Below are 24,838 nucleotides of genomic sequence, written 5' to 3' on the forward strand. Positions count from 1 at the left end.
CTCTCCCCACCAGGGGAGAGGATATAATTACGACTCCCCAAGGATTTCAGGTAGCAGGAAAGCGGTAAACAGGCTGATTCCCGACAGTTAACTGCCGGGCGGATGAGTGTTGCCGACGACCGGTGCGTGAATGACGAAAGGGAACCTCTGGAGACGCTACGATGAACGAACAGATTTGTCAGCGGATAGAAAATAGTGCGCATTTTAAGGAGCTTGTTGCAGCCCGGCAAAGGTTTGCCGCCATCCTGTCACTGATTATGCTGGTGATTTATGTGGGCTTTATTCTGCTTATCGCCTTCGCCCCCGGCTGGCTGGGCACGCCGCTGCATGCGGGAACCAGCGTCACCCGGGGTATTCCGATTGGTATCGGCGTGATCGTTATCTCTTTCGTCTTAACCGGAATATACGTCTGGCGGGCAAATGGTGAATTTGATCGGCTGACGAAAAGCGTTCTCAGCGAGGTAAAAGCATCATGAAGAAAGTCCTGACGGCGCTCGCCGCCACGCTCCCGTTGACCGTCAATGCCGCGGATGCTCTCACCGGCGCGGTACAGCGCCAGCCGACCAACTGGCAGGCGATTATCATGTTCCTGATTTTCGTCGCCCTGACGCTCTATATCACCTGGTGGGCCTCAAAACGCGTACGTTCGCGCAGCGATTACTACACCGCGGGCGGCAATATCACCGGTTTCCAGAACGGGCTGGCGATTGCCGGCGATTTTATGTCGGCGGCCTCGTTCCTCGGCATTTCCGCGCTGGTTTACACCTCCGGCTACGATGGGCTGATCTACTCGCTCGGTTTCCTCGTCGGCTGGCCGATTATTCTGTTTCTTATCGCCGAACGCCTGCGTAACCTCGGCCGCTACACGTTTGCCGACGTAGCGTCCTATCGTCTAAAGCAGGGGCCGATCCGCACCCTCTCCGCCTGCGGTTCGCTGGTAGTGGTGGCGCTCTATTTGATAGCCCAGATGGTCGGCGCGGGTAAGCTTATCCAGCTGCTGTTCGGCCTCAACTACCACATTGCGGTGGTGCTGGTCGGCGTGCTGATGGTGCTTTACGTCCTCTTTGGCGGCATGCTCGCCACCACCTGGGTGCAGATTATCAAAGCCGTCCTGCTGCTGTTCGGCGCCAGCTTTATGGCCTTTATGGTGATGAAGCACGTCGGCTTCAGCTTCAATAATCTGTTCACCGAAGCGATGGCGGTCCACCCGAAAGGCTCGGCGATTATGAGCCCCGGCGGACTGGTGAAAGACCCGATATCGGCGCTATCGCTAGGCCTCGGGCTGATGTTCGGCACCGCGGGTCTGCCGCATATTCTGATGCGCTTCTTCACCGTGAGCGACGCCAAAGAAGCGCGTAAGAGCGTGTTCTACGCCACCGGCTTTATGGGCTACTTCTATATTCTGACCTTTATCATCGGCTTCGGCGCCATCATGCTGGTGGGGGCGAATCCGGCGTTCAAAGACGCGGCCGGTCAGCTTATCGGCGGTAACAATATGGCGGCGGTGCATCTGGCGGACGCGGTCGGCGGTAACCTGTTCCTCGGCTTTATCTCCGCCGTGGCCTTCGCCACTATTCTGGCGGTGGTCGCTGGCTTGACGCTGGCTGGCGCGTCGGCGGTCTCTCACGACCTGTATGCGAACGTGTTCCGTAAAGGGGCGACCGAGCGTCAGGAGCTGAAGGTGTCGAAGATTACCGTGCTGATCCTCGGCGTGGTGGCGATTCTGCTGGGCATCCTGTTCGAGAATCAGAACATCGCCTTTATGGTCGGCCTCGCGTTCTCCATCGCCGCCAGCTGTAACTTCCCGATTATCCTGCTGTCGATGTACTGGTCGAAGCTGACCACCCGCGGGGCGATGATTGGCGGCTGGCTGGGTCTGCTGACCGCGGTGATTCTGATGATCCTCGGCCCGACCATCTGGGTGCAGATCCTCGGTCACGAAAAGGCGATATTCCCGTATGAATATCCGGCGCTGTTCTCTATCGCCGTGGCCTTTATCGGTATCTGGTTCTTCTCCGCCACCGATAGCTCAGCGGAAGGCGCGCGCGAGCGCGAGCTGTTCCGCGCTCAGTTTATCCGTTCGCAGACCGGTATCGGCATCGAGAAAGGCCAGGCGCATTAATCATTGCCCGTTCCCCGGCCTGCCGGTCGGGGAATATTTTATTGGTAGATAAAGGTTATCGTTCCGCTCGCATTCGCGGTGCCTGGCGTCACGTTAGATCCGGTTTTGTAATAGTTCGCGGTAAACGTCAGGACGTTCGATGCCGCCGCCCCGCCGGGATTATCAGGATCGGTGAATATTGTATAGCTGGCCTCCGAGCCGGGGTTGGTCACAGTCGTTCTTTTCGATTCTGAAAATACCCTGTAGATTGCATTATTCACGATTAATGGTGTGTTATAAAGATTCAGCTGTACTCCAACGCCGGTCGCTACGTTTTCGCCGGACGTTAACGCAATAACGGTATGATCGGAATTATCACCCTCCGCTTCTGGCGCCGTAACGCGCATCGCCACGAATGTTCCCGGCTCACAGGTTAGGGTCAGCGTTTGCTGAGCTGAGCCAGCTTTGTTAGAAAGATTAAACTCACTTGTTTTCACTGAGCCCATTTGGAAATTCAGCGCGGTCGAATCAACCGAACACCCCATCGGGGTCAGCTGGATTTTTGTCGAGCCCGTCACGTGCAGCTGGGAAATAGCCATCGTTCCGTCAAGATCCAGAATAGAAACCGTGGAAATCGGATCGGCCAGCGTCAGCGTGCTGTTACTGGCAATAGCTCCCCCCGTTGCCACAAGCTGGACCTGGTACGTTGGCGCATAATATGTGCTTGCCTTGTCATCAAAAGATCCATTAGGTTTTCCCAGATACAAGTCTGCATCACCGATATGATGAACGCTGTAGTCAGCATTAAAATCATCGTTATCACCACCATATTCACCCGTGATATTGAGCCAGAATTTGACGCGAATACCGATACCCTGCACGGAGGTCGAGTAGATGTTATCCCCCACTAAGGTGCCCGCATTCCCCGAGCTCCATCCGAACAGTGCATATAACCAACCCCGACAATCCGTAATGGAGGTGGTTGGATGCGTTATCTGCCCTGAATCATAAAGGATGGTCCCCGCCGAGTAGCTACCAGCATTAACCAGTATCTGTGGAGGTAAATTAGTTAAAGCGATATCGCCCGAGTTTGCACCCGTTTGGCATGCCCAACTGTAAGCCGGTAATAAGCAGGCCAGCAGCAATAAAATTAACGTCTTCATAGTTCTTCCCTGGCGAAAATAGATCATTTATAGGCAACATTGAACGTGACCGTATAGGAGACACTGCCCGCCGTCACCCGACCATTCGGCGTATACATTCTTGCGATCATATTAAAAACATGTTCAGCGCCATCAGTGAAAAAATAGGTATAGCTATCACCTGGTCCCAGGTTTTTCTGGTCCACCGCGCTTTGCAACTGTAGCCACACGTCCTGAGCACTAGAAAAAAGCTCATTCATATATACATTGATATCGTTGCCAACAAATACAATACCGCTAAACATTAGCGTCACTGACGCCGTACCCGTTGAGCAATTATCAAAGGCGATTGAAACTATCTTAGCCGCGCTACTCGCGCCCGGTTTACCGCTCAAACTTTGATAGGAAACCGTTCCTAAATCGATAGCGCTGGAGGGTTTTACCGATACCTCACATACGGGCTCTTCAATCTTACCGGTGATATTGAAATTAACAGTACTATTGGCGTCATAAGCCCAGGCTGGCCTTACAAACATCAACGCAAGTCCGATAGTGATAATAAATACCCCGAACGATTTCATTAATCGCCCGCCATTATTTACCCTCATTAATTCCATTCTTAATTTATGTATCAAGGCAATCATCCAGTTATTCATCATCGGCAATCCGCTGCATAAAAAACGATATCATCAACCGATTTATTAGTGGATAAATCATAGTTAACATAGCATTGGCTATTTTTGCTATCACCCCACTTCACAAATAACCGGCCTTTTTCAGATAGCCCGGTCAGATAGGCCTGTCCGGAATCCCCTACGATAGTGCTGCGTTTTTCTTGAGGTTGCTGGCTTGCATCATCTAATGTAATAACGGCGCCAAAAGGGACCTCTTTATTATTAAAACGCAAAGTCATCATCGCTTTATAGCCAATCCAGGTATTATATTTAACTTTTACAATCGCATTGCGCGTCGGGACCACCGTTTTGGCAATATTATCGATTTCCGCTCCCGAGACCTGCTGTTCATCAAGAGAGAGATTATTTTCATGGTAGGGCCGTACGAAGGGTACAACGGCGTATCCGGCAGAGTCGGTCATCACGTTAGTCTGCCCGCGCACCGCAATATTGCTGACGCCAGGCGCTTCAACCAGCGCAACGCTTTCGCCCAGATAGCGTGACAGCGTTATTCCACTGGAATGGGCCAGCATCCCACCGCGTAGCGAGTAATTATAGTGGGCGCTATAGCTGTCATACCCGTATCCCGCGGTGGCTTCACCTTTTGAACCCTGATAGTTGAGATTGACGTTGCCGGAAGTCCTTTTAGCGCTGGCATTGTAACCCTCCTGCATATTCCAGTTCAGAGAACGGTCCGCAAAAGCCGAACCGCTTAAACCCAGGCTATGGGTCGTGTCGCCCATCCGGCTGCTGTTCATATTGTAGCTGGCCGAGATATCCGCACCAAAAGGCACGCTCACCGTGAGTGAAATAAGGTTATCGCTGATCTGAGAACTATCGCTATTCTGGCCTGAACTCTGGACATTTCGACTATAGGAATAGTTAATGAAATAGGAAATGCGGCCAATGGTATTGCTGTAGCTCACGCCCAACGACTCCATGCGTGAATTATCCCAATAAGATTCACTGACCAAAGAGAAGGAGAGTGAACCATACCCTGAGAGAGTCTGAGAGGCTGAAGCGTCAAAACGATCTTTAGTCCGCCCCGTTGATGAACAGCACCCGCTATGCGCATTCGACCTATCAATAAAATTTTGCAGAGAATAATAGCCATGGGTTGAATAACGATACCCGGCAACGGAGAAGTTGGTTCCCGTCTGCGGAATATCTTTGCTAAAGCGCACGCGATAAGATTGCCCTTCGCTGGATGACGTGTGATTCGACGTTGGCGTCTCTTTTATATCCGCCCGGGACTGGGACGCATCGAGGGAGAGCGCGCCGATCGTGCCCAGGTTAAGCCCGGCGCCCAGGATAACATTACTGTATTTGTTCTCCAGCTGCTGAAAACCGCTATACAGCGTGACGTTGCTCGATGCTCCCCAGGCAATGTTAGATTGCAGGAAGCTATATTCTTTTCCGCCGGAACTCCCCGAACGCGTTTTACCGCTGCTCAGGGCGTAATCTATCTGGCCCTCGCGCTGCAAAATCGCCAGCGAAGCAAAAGGCACCACAAAGCTCTGTTCACTGCCATCGGACTCTTTTACCGTCACATTCAGATCGCCCGCGCTCCCGGTTGGGTAAAGATCGTTTATTTCAAACGCGCCAGGGGGAACCGTTGTTTTATAAATGCTGTATCCGTTCTGATAGACCGTCACGTCGGCGGTGGTGCGGGCGATGCCTTTAATGACCGGCGCAAAACCATTCATGCTATCCGGCAGCATCTCTTTATCTGAGTTCAGCTGTAGCCCGGTGAAGCTAATACTGTCGAACACGCTTGATGACGTATAGGTCTGGCCCAGGATCAGCTGGCCTTTCAGGGCCTGGATATCACGTGAAATATAGCTGTAGACCGAGTCCCACTGGTTGCCGTCATCATTATGGTTGAGAGTACTGTAGTTCCGTAAACGCCACGGCCCGACGTTTAAACCCGGCTGCAGGCTCACAAACTGGCTGGACGTCGCTTCGCCGCCGTGCCGCGGATCGGTCTTTTGCCCGGAGAGATTATAGTTAAGTAGCCCCGCGGTAATACCCTGTTGCCACCGGCTTTCAGGGACATATCCCCGCGGATGATGCATCACCGCGACCTGAGGCACGTTAAAATCAACGCGCTGTTGTGAAAGTAATACCGTGGTTCCCCATCCAGGGATTGCGGATAGTCGGGCACAGCGGGAACCCGCGACCGTGAGCTCGGGATAATTTTCCGTTTTGATTGACCACGCTTTCAGATGCGCGACGCTGATACAGGGTGAAGAAGCGTCACGATCTTCACTCTGTTGCGTGAAGCTGATTGATTCGGAAGCAATAAATTCGTCGTTAATATAAACATCAAGGTTATATTCGCCCGGCGGGACGGTTTCCTGGGAAATATAGCTCAGGTCGACGGCCGTTGTACCGGTTTCATTGACCTCCAGCAGGTGAGGATTGAAATACTCACCTGCGATAGCGGGTAACGGAATAGTGATAAAGCAGGAAATAATGGCAACGTAGCCACGTTTCAACAGGAATGTAAAATTCTGTCCAACGTTATTGAATGATGGCGGTATATTTTGGTCCCGGCATTCCATAGTCATTGATCACGCTCCATGTGATTTTCTTTTTCCCTGGTGAAGATGTGTTTGCTACCGGTATTTTTATGGTTGAAAAAGGCGCAACAAACCATGCTTCAGGAACTGACTTACCATTAACCGTAATATCAGAAAAGTTCATATATAATGGCGAGGGGTTTTTAACTTTAATATCTCTGCCTTCAGCAGACCACTGCAGTTTTTCGGCAAACTTTTCCGGTATGGCATTTTTTAATGCCGCTGGTCGAAAAATAAGTTTAATCCGCGAGTTAATGGCAAACTGCACCATGTTTTTGTCCGGCGCGCTATCCATAGCGGGAATACCTTTAATATTCAGCCAAAACATCGACTCTCGCTCTTCGGGCAGCGGTTTACCTGAGCGGAGGATTCGGACAAACCCTTGTTCGCCGGCCTTCAGGCGAAACAGCGGAGGGGTGGTAATAAAGGAATCTTTTGCTGGTGATGCCTCATCCACAACCGCGATCCAGGACTGTACGATATTTGTCACGTTATCCTTATTTTGCACAGAGACCGTCGCCGCCTTTTGGGTACCATCGAATATGACTCGCGTGCCCCCCACCACCACGCTGGCCTGTGCGACAGACATGCAGGAAAAAAAACAGATTAAGTAAGCTAATTTTTTCATGGTAGAGTCCAGGAAGGGAAAGCGGCGAGCTTTCCCTTTTGTCGGTTTATATGACGCTAAATTAATAGTAGGTAACGTTGTAAGTCACGGTTGTCTGCACCGCCCCTTTGGTGGGAGCATCCGCGCCAGATTTAGCCAGTTTGACGGTAAAAGGAATGGTCGCGGTGCCGGAGGTAATATCGACGTCAGCACCTTCCGTATTGTTCTTCAGCAGGGCACCCTTGTTGTCAAAAATCGCCACCGCAACGCCGGTAGCGGGTGAGTCTGTCGCCTGGTTCCTGAAGTAATCGCTATTCGTCGTGTCCGCTTCGCCACCAAACGTCACTTTGGCCACACTGGTACCGCCGTCTGTAGTCTTAGGGCATCCGGTTAAAGTGAAAGAAAAACTCTTCGCCGCACCGTAGATATTCGCATCCAGATCGGCTACCGATGAGGTCCCCATATCAATGGACGAAACGCCATTATCGATAGTGGCTGTACAGGTAGTGTCGGAGACCTTACCCTTAAAAGTAATGGTATTCGCGGCCTGAGACAGATTAACCAGAGAGCAGCCGGCAGATAAGGCTAATATTTTGGCAAGAGTTTTGGTACTGAAGTTCATTGGTATTCCCCTTTTTATTAAGATTAACAATCAATCCATCAATTGTTTTATGGCGTCTATTAGAGAATGAAGCCAGACATCAGCTAAAACTATAAGCCGATAATGTGCATGGGGAGTGAGTAACCTGCATTTAATATTACTAACCTATAAATACAAGAGCTTTAGTTCCACATGAATCCATTCAATAATAAAAGCTCACGTCAATAAGGTATCTAAAATCGAGACTATTCTCAATAACCATATGTGAATCATCTCAAATGAATAATAACTTTGAACCAATCAATACAAAATATATATTATAAATAACCAAATAAAATCATAGCGTTAAACATTAAACTTATTCATAAAAAATATCATTTCACATATTCACATTCTTCATTAATATCAAAAAAACCTCAAATTGAAACATTTAATTACAATTTAAGAGGGGGGCAAACAAGGATAAAACCTATGATACCATCGGATTATCTTACAAATACGAATATTTAATTAACCGTTCATCTCGATAAGATGAAATGACTATTCATATGAGTATAAATAGTCGTGAGATATGGAAAAGTACCTTAGCGAGTATGCGTTGATTAATTAAAAAGGGGTTCAGAACATGGCCCATCTCACCAGCGGCGCGGCCAGCACCATCACCACTCCGGATAGCATCATCACCAGGCTGGCGACCACGCCCTCCTGAGGGCCAAGCTCGTAGGATCGTGCGGTACCGGCGCCGTGCGATGCGGCACCCAATCCGGCCCCTTTTGCCATACCTTCGCGAATAGAAAGACGCAGAAACAGTACATCCCCTACCGCCATCCCGAATACCCCGGTGACCACGACAAACAGAGCGACTAAATCTGGCTGGCCGCCCAGTGGTTTGGCTGCCGCCAGCGCAAAGGGGGTGGTAACGGAGCGTACCGCCAGGCTGCGCTGGATCTCATCAGGCAAGGTAAATAATCGCGCCAGCCACACCGAACTGGTCACCGCGACAACCGAGGCGGTAGTGACGCCAGCCGTCAGCGACATCCAGTGGCGCTTAATAATCGCCAGGTTGTCGTATACCGGCACGGCAAAGGCGATCGTCGCCGGGCCCAGCAGCCACAGCAGCCAGTGCGTCTCCCCCATATAGCGTTGATAAGAGATATGGCCGAATACCAGCATCATGACCAACAGGATCGGGGTGAAAACCAGCGGCATCAGCGGCAGTTTATGGAAGCGGCGATAAAGCCGCTTGTTGGCAAAATAGAGTCCCAGCGTGACAAGAAGGCACAGGAGGCTCAGCTGAAAATCACTCATGTTTCATCCTGCTGACTTCATAGCGATACACTTTATCAACCACCCATACCGTGGCGCCCAACACCATCGTAGTGCTCAAGCCAATCACCAGAAAGATACGCCAGCCATCAACCATCAGCAGCTGCGCGTAGTTGACGACCGCCACCACCGCCGGTACGAAAAACAGCAGCATCTCCGCCAGCAGCCAGCGGGCTCCGGCGCGTACCCAGTTTAAAGGAATGACCCGGCAGACGATCAGCGCCAGCATCATCAGCATGCCCACCAGATTCGCCGGAAGCGGCAGGTGCAGCCAGTTAACTAAATATTCAGCGCAGACGAACAGTCCGGCGTAGATCAGGACCTGAACCGGTACCTGAAGACGTTGCATAACGAAGGGCGTCACGCGAGCTGGCGCAAAGGCCATGAGCGGTATTCCTGAAAAAGAAGACAGGCGTGCAGTATAGAGAGCCGCCCGGCGCGGCAGAAATGAATTAAAATCATCACAGGTATAGTCTCAGGGAATAATTATGGATATCCGAACGCTGCGTTATTTTGTCGAAGTGGTTCGCCAGCAAAGCTTTACCCGCGCGGCGGAGAAACTGTTCGTCACGCAGCCCACCATCAGCAAGATGCTTAAAAACCTTGAAGATGAGCTGAACTGCACGCTGCTGATCCGCGACGGTCGCCGGCTGCTGCTGACCGATACCGGACGCGTGGTTTTCGAGCGCGGGCAGGCCATCCTTGGCGAATTTCACCAGCTGGAGTCGGAGCTGAGCGATATTAATCATCTGCACAAAGGCGTACTGCGTCTCGGGATCCCACCGATGGTCGGCATGTTGATGGCCAAGCCGATTAGCCGCTTTCGCCAGCGCTATGCGGGTATCGAGTTGAAAATCTCCGAGTTTGGCGGATTGACCGTGCAGCAGGCGGTCAGCAACGGCGAACTGGATTTAGCCATGACGGCACTTCCGGTTGATGAGGCCAGCGGCCTGACGACGCTATCTCTGTTCAGCCATCCGCTCTGCGTACTGACGCCGAGAACGGCACAATGGGAGGGCCTCAGGTCATTGTCGCCGCAGGCGCTCGCCGGGCATCCGCTGGTGATTTACAACGAGGATTTCGCCCTCAGCCAGCAGCTGATGCGGCTGTTTGCTCAGCATGATGTTAAGCCGCGCATCGCCGTGCGCAGCGGACAGTGGGATTTTCTGGCCGCCATGGTCCAGGCGGGGATTGGCATCGCGATTTTGCCGGAGCCGATTTGCCAGCGCCTCGACCCGCAGAGCTTTTGCTGGATGCCGTTGCAGAGCGATCTGCGCTGGGAGCTGGGGATGATTTGGCGGGAAGGCGTTTATCTGTCGCACAGCGCACGAGCGTGGCTGGAGTGCAGTAAGGCGTTCTGGCTGAAGTAAGTCCCCGGGTCGCGGCGTCAACGCCTGACCCGGGGAACAGGTACGGTGTTACTGATCTTCGATAAGCAGCGCTTCCAGCAGATCGAGGTCGTGCAGCAGCTTCTGCAGCGTCTCGTTGCTGATCTGCCGGGTGGCGCGCAGGTGGTACAGCTCACCGCGTTCGGAACGCAGCGCCGCCAGGCGGAACCGGCGTTCGAGGCTCTCCTCCAGCATCGACGTTTCAACATCGTTGCGGCCATCGACGCGACGACGCAGGTTACCAATCACCCGCGAACTGACCTCGGTCAGCAGCTGATTATCAATATTCTCTTTGGTATCCGCAGCCAGACGCTCTTCCATTTTCTGAATCGCGACAATCGCCACATCCGCCGTAGCGGCCCGCGCCAGACGCTCCTCTTTGCGCTGCTGGACATGGTCGGTCGACTCGATATGGCGCAGCAGAATCGGCAGCACAATCACGCCGACGAACAGTGAGAACAGAATCACCCCGGCGGCGAGGAACACCAGCTCATAGCGCGCCGGGAAGACGTTGCCGTCCGGTAGCAGCAGAGGAATAGACAGTACGCCGGCAAGGGTAATCGCCCCGCGAACGCCGGCGACGGAGGAGATCAGCAGCTCGCGCGTGGTCCAGGAGCCGAACTCCATCGGTTTCTTTTTCAGGAAACGCTGGCTCAGTTTGCGCATCGTCCACAGCCAGCCAAAACGCACCAGCATCAGGGCGGCATAAATCAGAATGATATCGGTAAACAGCATCCAGGTTTCGACGTTGGGATCCGCTTCTGCGGCCACCAGCGAGCTGGAAAGAATGTCCGGCAGCTGCAGGCCCAACAGCAGGAAGACCATGCCGTTAAACACGAACTCCAGCATCGCCCAGGTGCTGTTGGCGCGCAGGCGCATCGCCAGCGGCGCGCTGCGCATCACCCCGGAACGCGTAATGGTCATCCCCGCGGCGACCGCCGCCAGGATCCCGGAAAAGCCGATATGCTCCGCGATCAGATAAGAGGCGAACGGCAGCAGGAACAGCAGCACAATTTGCGTTGCCGGTTCATCGCCGCCCCAACGGCTGAGGAAGCGCATCGAGCGCCCGTACAGCCAGCTGACCACAAAGCCCGCGAGAATACCGCCGACCGCCACCTTGAAGAACTCCACCGTCGCGCCGCCGACGGTAAAGACCATGGTGCCCATCGCCACCGCAACGGCGAACTTCAGGGAGACCAGGCCGGAGGCATCGTTCATCAGCGCTTCGCCCTGCAAAATGCCCATTATTTTTTTCGGAATGCGCCCTTCGCCGACAATTCCCGACAGCGCCACGGCATCCGTTGGCGACAGAACCGCCGCCAGAGCAAAAGCCGGAATCAGCGGAATACCCGGCACGATCCAGTAGATGAGGTAGCCAATACCGACCACCGTTACCACCACCAGCGCCAGCGCCAGACCGAAAATTTCCCGTCCATGCTCTATGAACTCACGGGTTGGCGTCTTCCAGCCATCGGCAAAAAGCAGCGGCGGAATGAACAGAACCAGAAAGAGTTCGGGGTCGAATTCAACGTGCAATCCGAAGGTAGGCCAGGCCAACAGCGCGCCGATGCCAATTTGGATTAAGGGGAGTGGAACCTGAAAGGGCAGTACGCGTGTAACCACCCCGGAGAGAGAGACCACGAGGGTCATGATGAGTATGGTAAAGAATATTTCCATGTGTTCCCTGTTTGCTGCGTGTCTTTTTTTTACATCTGAGGCGTCATGTCTCGGCATAATACGCTACTCAGATTAACGCAAAAGGAAACAGGATGTGGCTTAAAAATTAAACGGGCGGCCAAAGCCGCCCGTTGTTAGCAGGAAAAGTTAAATCGCCCAACCGCCGGCGTAGAAGATAACCAGCGCCGCGGCGATGATCACCGTACCCAGGTTTAGCTTACGCCATTCGCCGGACACCAGACGACCGATCACCAGCGACGCAAAGCCGATCATGATGCCGGTCACGATGTTGCAGGTCAGCACGATAAAGACCGCGGTAATCAGGCCCGCCATCGCGTCGACGAAATCGTTGAAATCGATTTTCGCCACGTTGCTCAGCATCAGCAGGCCGACGTACATCAGCGCCGGCGCGGTGGCATAAGCCGGCACCAGATACGAGAGCGGAGAGAGGAACAGGATCAGCAGGAACAGCACGCCGACGGTCACTGCCGTCAGGCCGGTTTTGCCGCCCGCCGCCGTACCGGCAGCGGATTCGATATACACCGCCGCCGGCGCCGCCCCGACCAGGCCGGAGAAGACGCTGCTCAGGGAGTCGGTGGTCAGCGCTTTGCCGCCGTTAATAATCTGCCCGTCTTTATCCAGCAGGTTCGCCTGGCCGGCCACCGCGCGGATGGTTCCGGTGGCGTCAAACACCGCGGTCATCACCAGCGCAAGCACGCTTGGCAGAACCACCGGGTTCAGCGCGCCCACGATATCCAGGCTACCGATCAGCGAGTTGCCTTTATCGTCGCTCAGCGACGGCATGGCGAAGATACCGGAGAAGTGAACGTTAGGATCGAAGATCAGGCCGATAATCGAGACGCCGATAATCGTCAGCAGGATACCGCCCGGCACTTTCAGTTTTTCGAGGCCGATAATCACCGCCAGCCCGACCAGCGACATAATCACCGGGAAGCTATCAAAATTACCCAGCGCCACCGGCAGACCATCCAGCGGATTTTTGATAACCAGGCCCACGCCGTTGGCGGCAATCAGCAGCAGGAACAGACCGATACCAATCCCCGTACCGTGCGCCACGCCCTGCGGCAGGTTACGCAGGATCCAGCTACGAATGCCGGTCGCGGAGATCACGGTGAACAGGACCCCCATCAGGAACACCGCGCCCAGCGCGACCGGAATGCTGATCTGTTGACCCAGTACCAGGCTAAAGGCGGTAAACGCGGTCAGGGAGATGGCGCAGCCAATCGCCAGCGGCAGGTTCGCCCACAGCCCCATCACCAGCGAGCCGACGCCGGCAACCAGACAGGTGGAAACAAATACCGCAGCCGGTGGAAAACCCGCTTTGCCGAGCATACCCGGCACCACGATGACGGAGTAAACCATCGCCAGGAAGGTGGTAAGACCGGCAACGATTTCCTGACGCACGGTACTGCCGCGAGCAGAAATTTTAAACCAGGCGTCCAATGAACCGCCGGTACGCGCTGAAGGCGTAGACATAGAAAACTTCCCCTGAGAATTTTTATCGTTCGTCCGAATGCGTGGTGGACCATCCACTGCCAGCTAAACGCGATCTCCTTGTGCTACATCGCAGCGCCAGGGGCCGCGAAAAAGCAAACGTTTAACTCCGCGCATACAGTACGGTGTGAAGAATGACTTTGCTCCCCTCTGTCAGCAGAGGAAATGATGAGCAAAATAAAAAGGCAAACGATTATCCAGCCTTTAGACGGGCCTTTTCAACTGAAGTTTGTCGTATTTCGCTAAATTTCGCTTATGACGTTCAGGAAATAACCAGCCGATGCGCAAACGTTATCGTCCATGCGCAATCCGGTAACATTTTTGTATTGCGCTGATAGCAATTTTCCCCGGTCATCGGCTTTAGTAATAGTTTATTCGCCGGGTAAGGTGAACGGCCCCCCGCGCTCAACCGCTTTTTGCCAGGCCGGGCGCTGCTCCACGCGCTGAACCCACTGCGTCAGATGGGGTAAATTCTCCACGCCGCCGCGCGCCAGCAGCGCCATCGCGGGAAAGCTCATCTGAATATCGGCCATACTCAGCTCAGCGCCGGCAAACCAGCGCTGGCGGGAAAGGTGCGCTTCAATAAAGCGGGCATGGGTGTCCACCTGGCGGTTAAGCCAGGCCTTCTGTACCCCCTTGCCCAACGCATTACCCAGCGTGCGCATACCAAACGGCACCGGCGGTTTGCCCAGGCTGGCAAACACCAGCTTCATCAGCAGCAGGGGCATCAGCGACCCCTCGGCGTAGTGCAGCCAAAAGCGATATTGCAGCTTATCTTCCACCGACTCAGGTTTTAAGCGCCGGGCGCTATCATAGGTTTCCTGTAAATATTCCAGAATGGCGCCGGACTCCGCCAGAATGTGGCCGTTATCCTCAACCACCGGCGATTTACCCAGCGGATGAACGCTTTTTAATTCCGCCGGTGCGAGCATATCCTTGCCACGCTGATAAGAGACAACCTGATAAGGCAGCTGCAGCTCTTCCAGCGCCCATAACACGCGCTGCGATCGTGACTGATTGAGATGATGTACCGTTAACATGGGCCTCTCCCGCTGTTTGTTCAAATTAACTATAGGAACAGGCGGCGGATGCCGGGAATTTTTCGGCAAACTGAAGAGGCAAATTCAGAGAAAAGAGCCACACTTAAATTGTCGGCGCAAACCGGAACCTCCATCAAAGATTGCGCAATACTGAGGTGAGCCGACGTCGGGGGAAACCCTCCTGCGTACCAGCGGGATAGTGCGAAAGACCAAGACCGGAAAACAACTAAAGCGCCCTGTTGTGGCGCTTTAGTTTTTTAGTCATCCTCCAGCAATCGCGCGCCGGTCCCCTCTTCACCCAGCTTATCGCCCGGGTTGCGTAACGGGCAGTCGCGACGCGACAGACAGCCGCAGCCGATACAGCCATCAAGCTGATCGCGCAGCGCGGTCAGGGTATGAATGCGCCGGTCCAGCTCCTCCCGCCACTGGGACGACAGCATCTTCCACTCTTTGGCGCTGAGGTTATGCCCTTCCGGCAGTACGCCGAACGCGTCGCCGATGGTCGCCAGCGGAATACCAATTCGTTGCGCAATCTTAATGATCGCCACCGCGCGCAGGACGTCGCGCCGGTAGCGCCGCTGATTGCCCGCGTTGCGCTGGCTGTGGATCAGCCCTTTACTTTCATAAAAGTGCAGCGCGGAGACGGCCACGCCGGTTCGTTTTGCCACTTCGCCGGGCGTCAGCAGCATTTTGATGCGGGGTGATTTCTTTTCCATAAAGCGCTTTACCTCAAGTTAACTTTAGGAATTATACTCGCCCGCAGACAAAACGACGAATCGAGAATTGAGAGAGGCCGCTTTATGTCCCATCAGGATATTATCCAAACGCTTATTGAATGGATTGATGAACATATCGATCAACCACTTAACATTGATATAGTCGCCAGAAAATCGGGATACTCGAAATGGTATCTGCAGCGGATGTTCCGCGCCGTGATGCATCAAACGCTGGGCGATTACATTCGCCAGCGCCGCCTGCTGCTCGCCGCGGAAGCGCTAAGAACCACCCAGCGCCCTATTTTTGATATCGCGATGGATCTCGGCTACGTGTCGCAGCAAACCTTCTCGCGGGTATTCCGTCGCGAATTTGACCGAACGCCGACCGCCTATCGCCATCAAATTTCTGCCTGATAGTGCGGCTGATAGGGGCTGAGGCAGGTGCGCTCATTCGCCAGCCACAGCATGAACTCCTGCGGCGGCATCGCTTTCGCAAAGTGCCACCCCTGACAGTACTGCACGCCGCGTTGCTGGAGCCAGGCTACCTGCTCTGCCGTTTCGACGCCTTCAGCCACGATTTTTAAATGCAGGCTGTTTGCCATCTGGATAATATGCTCGGCAATCAGGTGGCTGGTGGTATTGCTCGTCAGCATGTCGACAAAAGATTTATCAATCTTCAGAACGTCGACGTTGAGCGCATGAAGATTGTGCAGGTTGGAGTAGCCGGTGCCGAAATCATCGATGGCGATTTCATATCCCGCATCGCGGAACGCCTGGATCACCGGCGTCGTTTTCGCCACGTCGATAAACCCGCGTTCGGTCACTTCGATTTTGATTTGTTCCGCCTTGACCGCGTAGCGCTGGATCTTCTCGTTGATGTGCTCAATCAAGCGTGCGGAATGGAAATCGGAAGCGGAGAGGTTAATCGCCACGTACAGATGCGGCTGCCGCGCCAGAAACTCGCCCAGGTCGGAAAATACCTCATCGATGACATAGTCGGTGACCTGGGCGATCATCCCTTCATTTTCCGCCATCGGAATGAACTCCGCCGGACTCATCACCGGCCCATCAAAGCCTGGCCAGCGCAATAATGCTTCGGTACCGACGCAGCGGTTATTTTTAATATCGATAACCGGTTGATAGTGAAGGCACAGCTGACGACGGTTTAACGCGCGCTGCAGCATCTTCCGCGGAGAGTGGTACTGCTGACGGGTGCGCGACCACACCAGCAGGAGCAATACGCTGCAAATCAGCCCCAGCGGTAGCGTCAGGGTCACCTGATTATAAAAATTCTGATAATAGCTGACGCGCGAAGTGGACATAATGACGGCTATCGGGCGAACGGTGGAATGGGCGATGGTATAAACGCGGCCATCCTGGTGAAATAAAGACGCTTCAGCGCGAATCAGGCGATGCAGCTCATCGGGGTCGGCATTCTTGCTGACGGAAAAAAACTGGTGGGTTTTGGTATCAAAAACGCCCCAGGCAAGGTCGCGGTCGCTGGTGATCAACGCGCTGTATGAGAGCGGATTAACCACCACCACATAGTTGCCGCGCTGCATATAGTTCATCGCATAGCCAGGGTAGAAAGGGGTCTCGCGGTAGTAGTAAATCGCGACATCCGGCTTTTTGGTATAGGTTGCGGCCGGAATTTGCCACCCCGTCTGGCGGCGAACCGAAGTGGAGCAGAAGAAATGGGTGCCGTTGGCGTAGATTAAATCGTCGATATAGAGCAGGCCGCGAACAATACCGAGCAAATATTGCTGATGCTGTGGTGAACATATCGCTCCCTGATACAAGCGGGCTTTATCGCGCGCTTCGTCGGCTTCACGAATCACCATCTCCGTTTTTTGCAGCGCCAGTCGAGAAAACAGCCTCAGCTGATCGGCGGTTTCCGCTTTGGCGCGAATTTGCGCAAACCACAACGCCAGCAGCACCGGCAGCAGAATGACCAGCACGATGCCAAATATTCTCAACGCCTTATGCGGCGCGCTATGATTCATTTCCGCTTTTTATCCATGCGATACGCCTTAATCAAGGTGAACAGCCCCGATGACTCTGCTTACTGTGATATGAACGGAGCATCTCAGCAACCCACGCTTTGACGTAAAAACCTCATGACGATGAATTATGAATAATACTGGCTTATAGAACCACTGGAGAAACATTCTCAACATAATGAGATTAGCTCCACTATGTCATTCGGTTTATCCGTATAATTAGCCAGAATAAGTAATAAAATCCGCAGAACATAAACCTTATTAAAAAACCAAAACCGCCGATAATCCCTTATAATCAGCCTTCACATTGCAAGAAAGCCCCGCGCCCTCCTTATTAACCCTGCTATTTACATGGCTAATAAGCGCAAGAAAACACCATTTTTGGCTGGTGAATAAAAGAACAAGTGTGATATAGTTCACATTAGCTGATGAAACAAAAACGTTGTTTCATTACGATCTTGTTTGCCTGAAGATAGCCAGAGCGCCGTTCCATCGTCAGTCTCATCCGGTTGTCAAAGGCTCCCAAATTTCGTTGAGGATAGGTTGATGGCTTCCATTACTACCAGTGTCGTGCTTTTGCGCTGGCCACTCGTGAGCGCAGTGCTGATGTTTCTGGCCAGCTCGTTGAACATTCAGCTACGTAAAAGCGATTATGCCGGTTTAGCGGTGATTTGTAGCTGTATGGGCCTGGCCGCAGCCTGCTGGTTCGCCACCGGTCTGTTAGGCATTACGCTGCTGGACGTGGCGAAAATCTGGGGCAATATCAAGGACGTGATGATTGAAGTCATGAGCCAGACTCCGCCCGAATGGCCGATGATGATGACCTGATGTCGGCCCACCTTATCCGGGCGCCGATGTCGCTGACCGGACCACCAGACGGCGGTGAACCGGTTGCCCGGACAGGTGCACAGCACCGCCACCCGCGATTTCCTCCTCTGCGACAGCCTAAACCCATCACCGATATACACCGCAGCGATGACACCATTATGGTCTGGTTATAACGCTTCCGCTGGCCGACGGACGACTGCCCAATAGCCCGCGTGGAAAGTTGTTCGGGCAGCGTTTTATTGCGCAGTGCGCCTGGTAAGAACAGGCGTTTGCCGTCGTGGCGGTAGATTGATACGGACAAGAAGGCCGCTCCCGCAGTTTCTCCCACTGGGCTTCATCGTATCGCGTGATGTTATAAACCTTTACCGCATGATATTGCTCGTTAATTAACACGCTGGACGAGTAGAGCTTCATCGACTCTCCCGGCAGTAATAAAATGTCGGCTTCATACCAAAGAATAAACTTTAAAAACCGCAGGCTGGAAATCGAAGAAAAAGCCACGCCGGAATACGGGCAGACAAGCGTATTATGAATAGTCCATTTCATTTTTTATCCTTGCTGGCATTGCTGATAAATGACTCTATATAGTGATAGCATCCATGATAGCTAACCGCAAGGTTATCGATTAATAATGTGATATCAGACAATACTCAATACCACCCGTACTCAATAAGGCTTACCTTAAATATAGCATTCTAATAATGAATGGTTAACCATAATAGCCAGAAGCGCGCCCCGCAGGAATATACATAAATAAGAATATACTGACAATTAATTACAGGCTACCCACAGCGGTAGCCTGCGGTACTATTTTTAGCATTTACCACAAAGAACCGAGCTCTCCTTCAAATAATAAGCAGCAGGATTACCAGGTTTTACCAATATTAAACTGGAACTGCTCGGCTTTATCACCATCGTATTTTTTAAAGGGTTCGGCCCAGGAGAACACCAGCGGGCCCAGTGGCGACATCCACTGCACCGCAATCCCGGCAGACATCCGGATATGTGACGGATCGCCATAGTCCGGGATCCCGGCCGCCAGCGTCTGGCCGGTATTTTGCCAGGAGGTGCTCCATACCGTACCGGCGTCGAGGAATAGCGACGTTCGCAGGCTGTCGGCATATTTGTCATTCACAAACGGCGTCGGCACAATAAACTCGCTGTTCAGCACCGCCATCGCGTTACCGCCAACCGCATCGGATGATGAGTCCAGCGGACAGGTGCTGTAGCTGCTTTCAGAACCATTACAACGATAATAAGCCGCTTTTGGGCCAATCGTATTCGACGAAAAACCGCGAACCGACGACGATCCGCCGGCATAAAAGTTATCGTAAAACGGCACCGATTTGCCGTTCAGCCCATCGGCATAGCCCGCGCGCAGGTGCTCCATCCATACCCAGCTTTTGCTCTCGGCCAGCGGCATATATTGGGTGGTATCGAAAGTCACTTTGTAATAGCTGTTATCCGAACCGGGTACGGTGACCTTGGCGGTCAGGCTGCTTTTATTCCCAGCCCGCGGGAAGAAACCGCGATCGAGGTTGTTATAGCTCCAGCCAACGCTGGCAAAATAGTCATTGGCGCTATAGGTCGCACCGCTGTCGCCGTCTTTGGTGACGACGTCAGGATAGATGCCCCGTGAGTTAAGATAGCTCCAGGTGGTGAGCTCCGGCTCCATATTGGTCAGGCGGTTATGGACATAGTCCAGGCCAAGGTTGAGGGCGTTATTCTCGCTAATCGGGAATCCCAGCGTACTGCCAACGCCGTAGCTTTGCTGGTTGTAGCTTCCGGAATCGGCATCCGAGGCGTCGTAGCTGTTGTAGAAAATTTTGCCGCCGAGGCTGACGCCATCCACGGTGAAGTAAGGGTTCGTCGCTCCCAGCTCAATATAGGACTGGTAGCTGTTGCGCGTGCCGTTGAAGCTGACGCTATTGCCGGTCCCCAGCCAGTTATCCTGAGTGACGCCGAGCTGGTAGCTCACGCCGCTGTCGGTACCAAAGCCCAGACCAACGTTAAAGGAGCCGGTATTGCGCTCCTTCACCTTATAGACCACGTCCACCCGATCCTGGCTACCGCTTACCGGAACGATCTGCTTGTCGACGGTTTCAAAAAATCCGGTACGATCCAGCCGCGTTTTCCCCTGCTCGACTTTCTCGTCATTCAGCCACGCGCCTTCCATCTGGCGCATTTCGCGACGCAGCACCGCATCGCGGGAAGTATCGTTACCCTCAAAGCGAATCTGACGAACCGAATAACGGCGTCCGGCATTGACGTTAATATGCAAAACGACGCTTTTTTTCGTCTCATCAATATCCGGCGCGGTATTAACCTGCGGCCAGGCATAGCCGTATTTTCCCAGCAGCGTCTTAATGCTGTTCTCAGCCGCCGTGATTTCCGCGCCGCTGTACCATTTCCCCGCTAAAGGCTTCACCAGCGCTTCAATTTCCTGGTTATGCTGCGCCATATCGCCGGTCACGACCGTACTGGCCACGTTATAACGATCGCCTTCGGTAAGATTGATCGTGATATACAGCGATTTTTTATCCGGAGTAATACTGACCTGACTGGAGTTAATGGTAAAACGCGCGTAGCCGCGATCGAGATAATAGCTACGGATGGTCTCAAGATCCGCCGCCATTTTTTGCTTTTGGTATTTCTTATCGCCAATCACGTTCCACCACGGAACGCTGTCGCGAAGCTGCAGCTGGTCCAGCAATGTTTCTGCGCTAAAGGCCTGGTTGCCAATAATATTAATTTGCGCAATTTTTGCCGATACCCCCTCCTGAAAGACAAAGGTTAAATCAACGCGATTACGCGGTAGCGGCGTGACGACAGCATGGACCTGAGCGCTATATTTCCCGACGCTGTAATAGAAATCCTGGAGCCCCTTTTCTATTTTCGTGAGCGCATTGCGATCCAGCGCGCTGCCTTCTTCAATACCGCTGGCGGCCAGATTCTCTTTGAGAGCATCATCCTTAACGGATTTATTCCCGGAAAAGCTGATTTTAGCGATGGTTGGCCGCTCTGTGACCTGCACCACCAGCGTGCTGCCATCGCGCAGGATCTGCACGTTCTCAAAGTTGCCGCTGGCGTACAGGGCGCGGACCGAATCACTGATATCCTCGTTAGAAACCTCTTCTCCCGTATGAACAGGCATGCTCAGTAGCGCAGCGCCAACGGTAACGCGCTGTAGCCCTTCGAAACGAATGTCATCTACCGTATAGGCGGTTGATGCGTAAAGCGTTAAAGGGGAAATCAATAGACCGGCGATGAGACTCGTTTTTTTTAGCATGGAGGTGTCGTCTAAAAGATATTTGGCAATAGCAGATACCTGCTGGGAATAATGCAGTTCATTGCGCCAGACAGATTCTGACGCCGTTTTAAATAACCTGAACGAGGCGCAGAATTGCACGCAATTATGACGAGAAAATGGAGAAAAAATGGATATATGAGAATGGTGAAAAAATTATTTTCTAATGGAACTTTCCTTCTCCCACCCAGTCAGATAAGCATTTCCTGACAACATTAAAATTCAACATCTTTTGTTTTTTAATTAAAAAAACAAAAAGCCCCCTTTCTCATTGATTGAAAGGGGGAAAAAGATCTTGTTAGGAATGATGCTCTCTGGGATAAACCAGGAACAGCCACAAACTAACCTATAACCCCGTAGATAAAATGAAGAGACAGTGAATAAATTATGCAGCCAGATTGCCATTATAATGAAATGAGTAGATATCATGCCACGAAATGAAATTCAGCGTTCAGTGCTTAGCGAGCTGGTGCAATGGATAAAAAACAATCTTGAAAAGAAGCTCACCATGCGGGCGCTGAGCCTCTTTTCCGGCTATTCTGAATGGCATCTTTTTCGCCTGTTTCGTCACTATTTTAATATGTCGCCAATGGCCTATATTCGCCAACAGCGGATGCAATTAGCCCTTGATTTATTAAAGGTTAAACCGGCTTTTCGCATCGTTGATATTTGTATTATGGCGGGCTATGAAGATATCAGCGCCTTTAACCGTACCTTTAAAAGATACTATGCGATTACGCCTGGCCAGTTTCGCAAAATCCTGTGTATCTCCGGATAGGGGATCCCCCTCCTCTGCATTGCTGCGGTTGGGAATGGAAGGGGGAAGAGGAACACAACGTTAGAATGGAAATGGCAGGATGCCACCGTTAATCGTTTCCGGGATCAAGCAGACCCGATCAACAGGAAACAGTGTAAGCTGCTAAGTTGAGTTAATTGTGTAGAAGCCGTGGAGATTTTGTCATCATTTATATCTCCGGCCTTTTTCCCCGACATAAAAAATAAAAAGCCGGAATAGTTCACTATCCCGGCGGGTGTTTGAGTAGATAATCAGAAGTGCGTATTCACGCTGACATAAAACGTCCGACCCGATTCATTGTAGGTCTCCGCGCCCGCGCCATACAGATAGGCGCCGGTCGTCGAATTCCCCGTGGTCTGCGCGTTACCGGCGCGGTAGTGGCGAATATCGAACAGGTTATCCACGCCGCTGGTCAGGCTCAGGTTTTTATTCACATCCCAGGTCGCGCTGAGCCCGACGATGCTGTACGGGCTCACTTCATTCAGCTCGCTGCCGGATACCGCCTCGCCCTTATAGTTGAAGCGCTTAGGTTTTTGCCGACCATACCAGGTGAAAGTACTCTGCAGCGAAAGATCGTCGCGTACCTGCCAGCTGACGGTCGAATTAAGGGTGAACTGCGGGATCACCGACAGGCGATCGCCGGTGGTCTTGTTCTTACTCTGCAGCATCCACGTCAGGTTGTTGCTCCAGTTGACCGTTTCGCTTACCGGCAGGTTTAATGAGCCTTCCAGCCCTTCAACCAGCGCCTTCGGTACGTTTTCCCATTGATAAATATTGGTCGTGCCGTTGCTGGCCGTTCCCACCGCCGAGTAGCCCGATTCAATCTTGTTATGATAGTCGTTACGGAACCAGGTCAGCCCCGCCTGATAGCCGTTGTGCTTATACTCAAGGCCAATCTCTTTATTAACGCTGGTTTCCGCCTTCAGATCGCTGTTCCCCATCAGGTAACAGGCTGAGCTGCTGGCATAGCAGCCCTGGCCGTTGCTGTAGAGAATATAGTTCGGGTTGAGCTGATAAAGGTTTGGCGCTTTATAGGCGCGGGCGATGCCCAGCTTCAGCGTCCAGTCATCCGACAGCCCCTGCGAGAGGTTCAGCGATGGGCTCCAGTTATTGCCAACGATGCTGTGATGGTCGAAGCGCAGAGCCGGCGTCAGCATAGTGCTCTCGGTCAGCGCGATATTATCTTCGGTAAACAGCGAGAAAATCTCGGCGCTGGAATAGGGGCTACGCCCGGTTGCCGAGATACCGTCAATGGAGCCATAAGAGAGCGACTGGGTGGTCGATACGCCATCTTTCATCCGCTGCTGGTTCCACTCGGTACCCAGCGTCAGATTCTGCTCGAATCCCAGGGTAAACGGAATATTCACCTCGCTGTGCAGCAGCACATCCGACAGGTCGATATCGGAGAATTCGCTGCTGGAGAAGATCCCCTCCGTTCCCCCCGCCAGACCCTCGTTCATACGCGAGTTACGGGTGTGCTCATACTGCGCGTAAGTATTGCTGGTCACGCCGTTATCCCAGCCGCCGGTCCACGTGACGCCATAAGTCTGACGATAGAGGCGGTTGGTCTCTTTACCGTACATACTTTTCACCAGCGTGCTGGTATTGGTATTCTGGGTATCGCCTGCATACAGGTTGCCCTGGCGGCTGTAGCCGGTTTCAAACTCCAGCGCCTGCATCGGCGCAAATTCCCAGCGCAGCTTACCGTGGATATCTTTATTCACTACGCCTTCGCGTCCAGCCGGATACGATCCCGCATAGCTACCGGTTCGCGCCGCTTCGTGACCGGAATTAATATCCTGGGCATCGGCCTGCGTTTTGCTCAGATTTCCCCATAAATTAAAGCTGACCTCATCCGATAGCGGGCCATTGAGGCTGAAGTTTGTCCGCTTCGTCGCGCCCTCTTTACGGTGCTGAGGTGCGTTCATATAGGTATTCCATGATCCATGCCATTCGCTGGTGGCCGGTTTGGTGACGATATTTACCACCCCGCCCATCGCGCCATTACCGTAGCGGGCCGCCGCAGGGCCGCGAATCACGTCGATATGGTCGATCATTTCCGCCGGTACCCAGCTGGTATCACCTCGCGTATCTCGATCGCCGCGCCAGCCATAGCGCACGGAATTACGGCTGGTCACCGGTTTACCATCCACCAGAATCAGGGTGTTCTCTGGCCCCATGCCGCGAATATCGACCTGACGGTTATTACCGCGCTGGCCGCTGGTGGAGTTGCCGGTGAGGTTGACGCCGGGCTGGGTACGAATCAGCTCAGAGACATCGCGCGCGGGCGGATGTTTACGGATCTCCTCAGCGGTGATGGTCGATACGCCGGGCGCTTGCAGCGTCTGCGCCGCCGCGGTGACCACCATGGTTTCGTCATCATTTGCCGTAGCCGTTTCTGATTTCTTCGTATCGTCTGGCGTGTTGCTGTCAGCGGCCTGCGCCGGCAGCATCCCTCCCCAGATGGCCATCGGGATCAGCACGGCCAGCGAGTAGTGTGAATCGTATTTCATGGAATATGCCCTGTTTTTCTTTTTA

21 protein-coding genes are annotated in these 24,838 nt (G+C 53.0%); 6 read left to right on the forward strand and 15 right to left on the reverse strand.

Features of this window, described 5'->3' with window-relative positions; genetic code table 11:
• Positions 1–161: 161 nt before the first annotated feature.
• Both SIK97_RS12755 and actP read left to right on the forward strand, forming a co-directional pair.
• Positions 162–476, forward strand: coding sequence for a DUF485 domain-containing protein (locus tag SIK97_RS12755; protein ID WP_025107683.1), 315 nt, complete (start codon positions 162–164; stop codon positions 474–476).
• Positions 473–2,122, forward strand: coding sequence for a cation/acetate symporter ActP (gene actP, locus SIK97_RS12760; RefSeq protein WP_025107684.1), 1,650 nt, complete (start codon positions 473–475; stop codon positions 2,120–2,122). The genes SIK97_RS12755 and actP overlap by 4 nt, the downstream gene beginning before the upstream one ends.
• A 38-nt stretch (positions 2,123–2,160) precedes the next feature.
• Here actP and SIK97_RS12765 read toward each other — a convergent pair whose 3' ends face one another.
• From SIK97_RS12765 to SIK97_RS12795, 7 genes are all read right to left on the reverse strand, one after another.
• Positions 2,161–3,264: a type 1 fimbrial protein gene (locus tag SIK97_RS12765; protein ID WP_025107685.1), complete on the reverse strand. Its 1,104-nt coding sequence runs from the start codon at positions 3,262–3,264 to the stop codon at positions 2,161–2,163.
• A gap of 23 nt (positions 3,265–3,287) precedes the next feature.
• Positions 3,288–3,902, reverse strand: a complete 615-nt coding sequence (locus SIK97_RS12770; protein ID WP_077270587.1) for a fimbrial protein — start codon at positions 3,900–3,902, stop codon at positions 3,288–3,290.
• On the reverse strand, positions 3,899–6,487 hold the full coding sequence (locus SIK97_RS12775; protein WP_057172986.1) for a fimbria/pilus outer membrane usher protein: 2,589 nt from the start codon (positions 6,485–6,487) through the stop codon (positions 3,899–3,901). Before SIK97_RS12775 ends, SIK97_RS12770 begins: the two co-directional genes overlap by 4 nt.
• Complete coding sequence (locus SIK97_RS12780; RefSeq protein ID WP_025107688.1) at positions 6,441–7,127, reverse strand: fimbrial assembly chaperone; 687 nt, start codon at positions 7,125–7,127, stop codon at positions 6,441–6,443. The genes SIK97_RS12775 and SIK97_RS12780 overlap by 47 nt, the downstream gene beginning before the upstream one ends.
• A 61-nt stretch (positions 7,128–7,188) precedes the next feature.
• Positions 7,189–7,728: a fimbrial protein gene (locus SIK97_RS12785; RefSeq protein WP_057172985.1), complete on the reverse strand. Its 540-nt coding sequence runs from the start codon at positions 7,726–7,728 to the stop codon at positions 7,189–7,191.
• Between the two features lie 597 nt (positions 7,729–8,325).
• Positions 8,326–9,015 carry an LrgB family protein gene (locus SIK97_RS12790; protein ID WP_046876820.1) on the reverse strand — a complete coding sequence of 230 codons (690 nt, stop codon included), beginning with the start codon at positions 9,013–9,015 and terminating at the stop codon, positions 8,326–8,328.
• A complete protein-coding gene (locus tag SIK97_RS12795) occupies positions 9,008–9,418 on the reverse strand; it encodes a CidA/LrgA family protein (RefSeq protein ID WP_057172984.1) in 411 nt (136 codons plus the stop codon). Before SIK97_RS12795 ends, SIK97_RS12790 begins: the two co-directional genes overlap by 8 nt.
• Positions 9,419–9,521: 103 nt before the next feature.
• On the opposite strand from SIK97_RS12795, the gene SIK97_RS12800 reads away from it, so the two are divergent.
• Positions 9,522–10,403: a LysR family transcriptional regulator gene (locus SIK97_RS12800; RefSeq protein WP_057172983.1), complete on the forward strand. Its 882-nt coding sequence runs from the start codon at positions 9,522–9,524 to the stop codon at positions 10,401–10,403.
• A gap of 48 nt (positions 10,404–10,451) precedes the next feature.
• Here the strand turns inward: SIK97_RS12800 and SIK97_RS12805 are convergent, their stop codons facing one another.
• The 4 genes from SIK97_RS12805 to soxR form a co-directional block, all read right to left on the reverse strand.
• Positions 10,452–12,098, reverse strand: a complete 1,647-nt coding sequence (locus SIK97_RS12805; protein WP_025107692.1) for a Na+/H+ antiporter — start codon at positions 12,096–12,098, stop codon at positions 10,452–10,454.
• Positions 12,099–12,245: 147 nt separating this feature from the next.
• Positions 12,246–13,595 (reverse strand): NCS2 family permease, encoded by a 1,350-nt coding sequence (locus SIK97_RS12810; protein WP_004097818.1) that lies wholly within the window; start codon positions 13,593–13,595, stop codon positions 12,246–12,248.
• Between the two features lie 389 nt (positions 13,596–13,984).
• A complete protein-coding gene (locus SIK97_RS12815; protein ID WP_014227554.1) occupies positions 13,985–14,653 on the reverse strand; it encodes a glutathione S-transferase family protein in 669 nt (222 codons plus the stop codon).
• Between the two features lie 257 nt (positions 14,654–14,910).
• On the reverse strand, positions 14,911–15,369 hold the full coding sequence (soxR, locus tag SIK97_RS12820) for a redox-sensitive transcriptional activator SoxR (RefSeq protein WP_004097815.1): 459 nt from the start codon (positions 15,367–15,369) through the stop codon (positions 14,911–14,913).
• Between the two features lie 84 nt (positions 15,370–15,453).
• Here soxR and soxS point away from each other — a divergent pair, with 84 nt between their 5' ends.
• On the forward strand, positions 15,454–15,783 hold the full coding sequence (gene soxS, locus SIK97_RS12825) for a superoxide response transcriptional regulator SoxS (RefSeq protein WP_004097813.1): 330 nt from the start codon (positions 15,454–15,456) through the stop codon (positions 15,781–15,783).
• Here soxS and SIK97_RS12830 read toward each other — a convergent pair.
• Positions 15,768–17,372, reverse strand: coding sequence for an EAL domain-containing protein (locus SIK97_RS12830; RefSeq protein WP_025107694.1), 1,605 nt, complete (start codon positions 17,370–17,372; stop codon positions 15,768–15,770). The genes soxS and SIK97_RS12830 overlap by 16 nt on opposite strands.
• A 543-nt stretch (positions 17,373–17,915) precedes the next feature.
• Here SIK97_RS12830 and SIK97_RS12835 point away from each other — a divergent pair.
• Positions 17,916–18,197 carry a YjcB family protein gene (locus tag SIK97_RS12835; protein ID WP_004097808.1) on the forward strand — a complete coding sequence of 94 codons (282 nt, stop codon included), beginning with the start codon at positions 17,916–17,918 and terminating at the stop codon, positions 18,195–18,197.
• Positions 18,198–18,353: 156 nt separating this feature from the next.
• On the opposite strand, the gene iraM is transcribed toward SIK97_RS12835, so the two are convergent.
• Positions 18,354–18,743 (reverse strand): anti-adapter protein IraM, encoded by a 390-nt coding sequence (gene iraM, locus SIK97_RS12840; RefSeq protein WP_004097807.1) that lies wholly within the window; start codon positions 18,741–18,743, stop codon positions 18,354–18,356.
• 319 nt (positions 18,744–19,062) lie between these two features.
• Positions 19,063–21,486, reverse strand: a complete 2,424-nt coding sequence (bamA, locus tag SIK97_RS12845; RefSeq protein ID WP_032750022.1) for an outer membrane protein assembly factor BamA — start codon at positions 21,484–21,486, stop codon at positions 19,063–19,065.
• Positions 21,487–21,931: 445 nt separating this feature from the next.
• On the opposite strand from bamA, the gene SIK97_RS12850 reads away from it, so the two are divergent.
• The gene (locus SIK97_RS12850) at positions 21,932–22,282 is read left to right on the forward strand and encodes a helix-turn-helix transcriptional regulator (RefSeq protein ID WP_025107696.1); all 351 of its coding nucleotides are present in this window, start codon (positions 21,932–21,934) and stop codon (positions 22,280–22,282) included.
• Positions 22,283–22,551: 269 nt separating this feature from the next.
• On the opposite strand, the gene SIK97_RS12855 is transcribed toward SIK97_RS12850, so the two are convergent.
• Positions 22,552–24,813 carry a TonB-dependent siderophore receptor gene (locus tag SIK97_RS12855; RefSeq protein ID WP_025107697.1) on the reverse strand — a complete coding sequence of 754 codons (2,262 nt, stop codon included), beginning with the start codon at positions 24,811–24,813 and terminating at the stop codon, positions 22,552–22,554.
• Between the last annotated feature and the right edge of the window lie 25 nt (positions 24,814–24,838).

Source organism: Klebsiella sp. JN_Kp126, from assembly GCF_033843325.1.
Classification (GTDB): Bacteria; Pseudomonadota; Gammaproteobacteria; order Enterobacterales; family Enterobacteriaceae; genus Klebsiella; species Klebsiella michiganensis.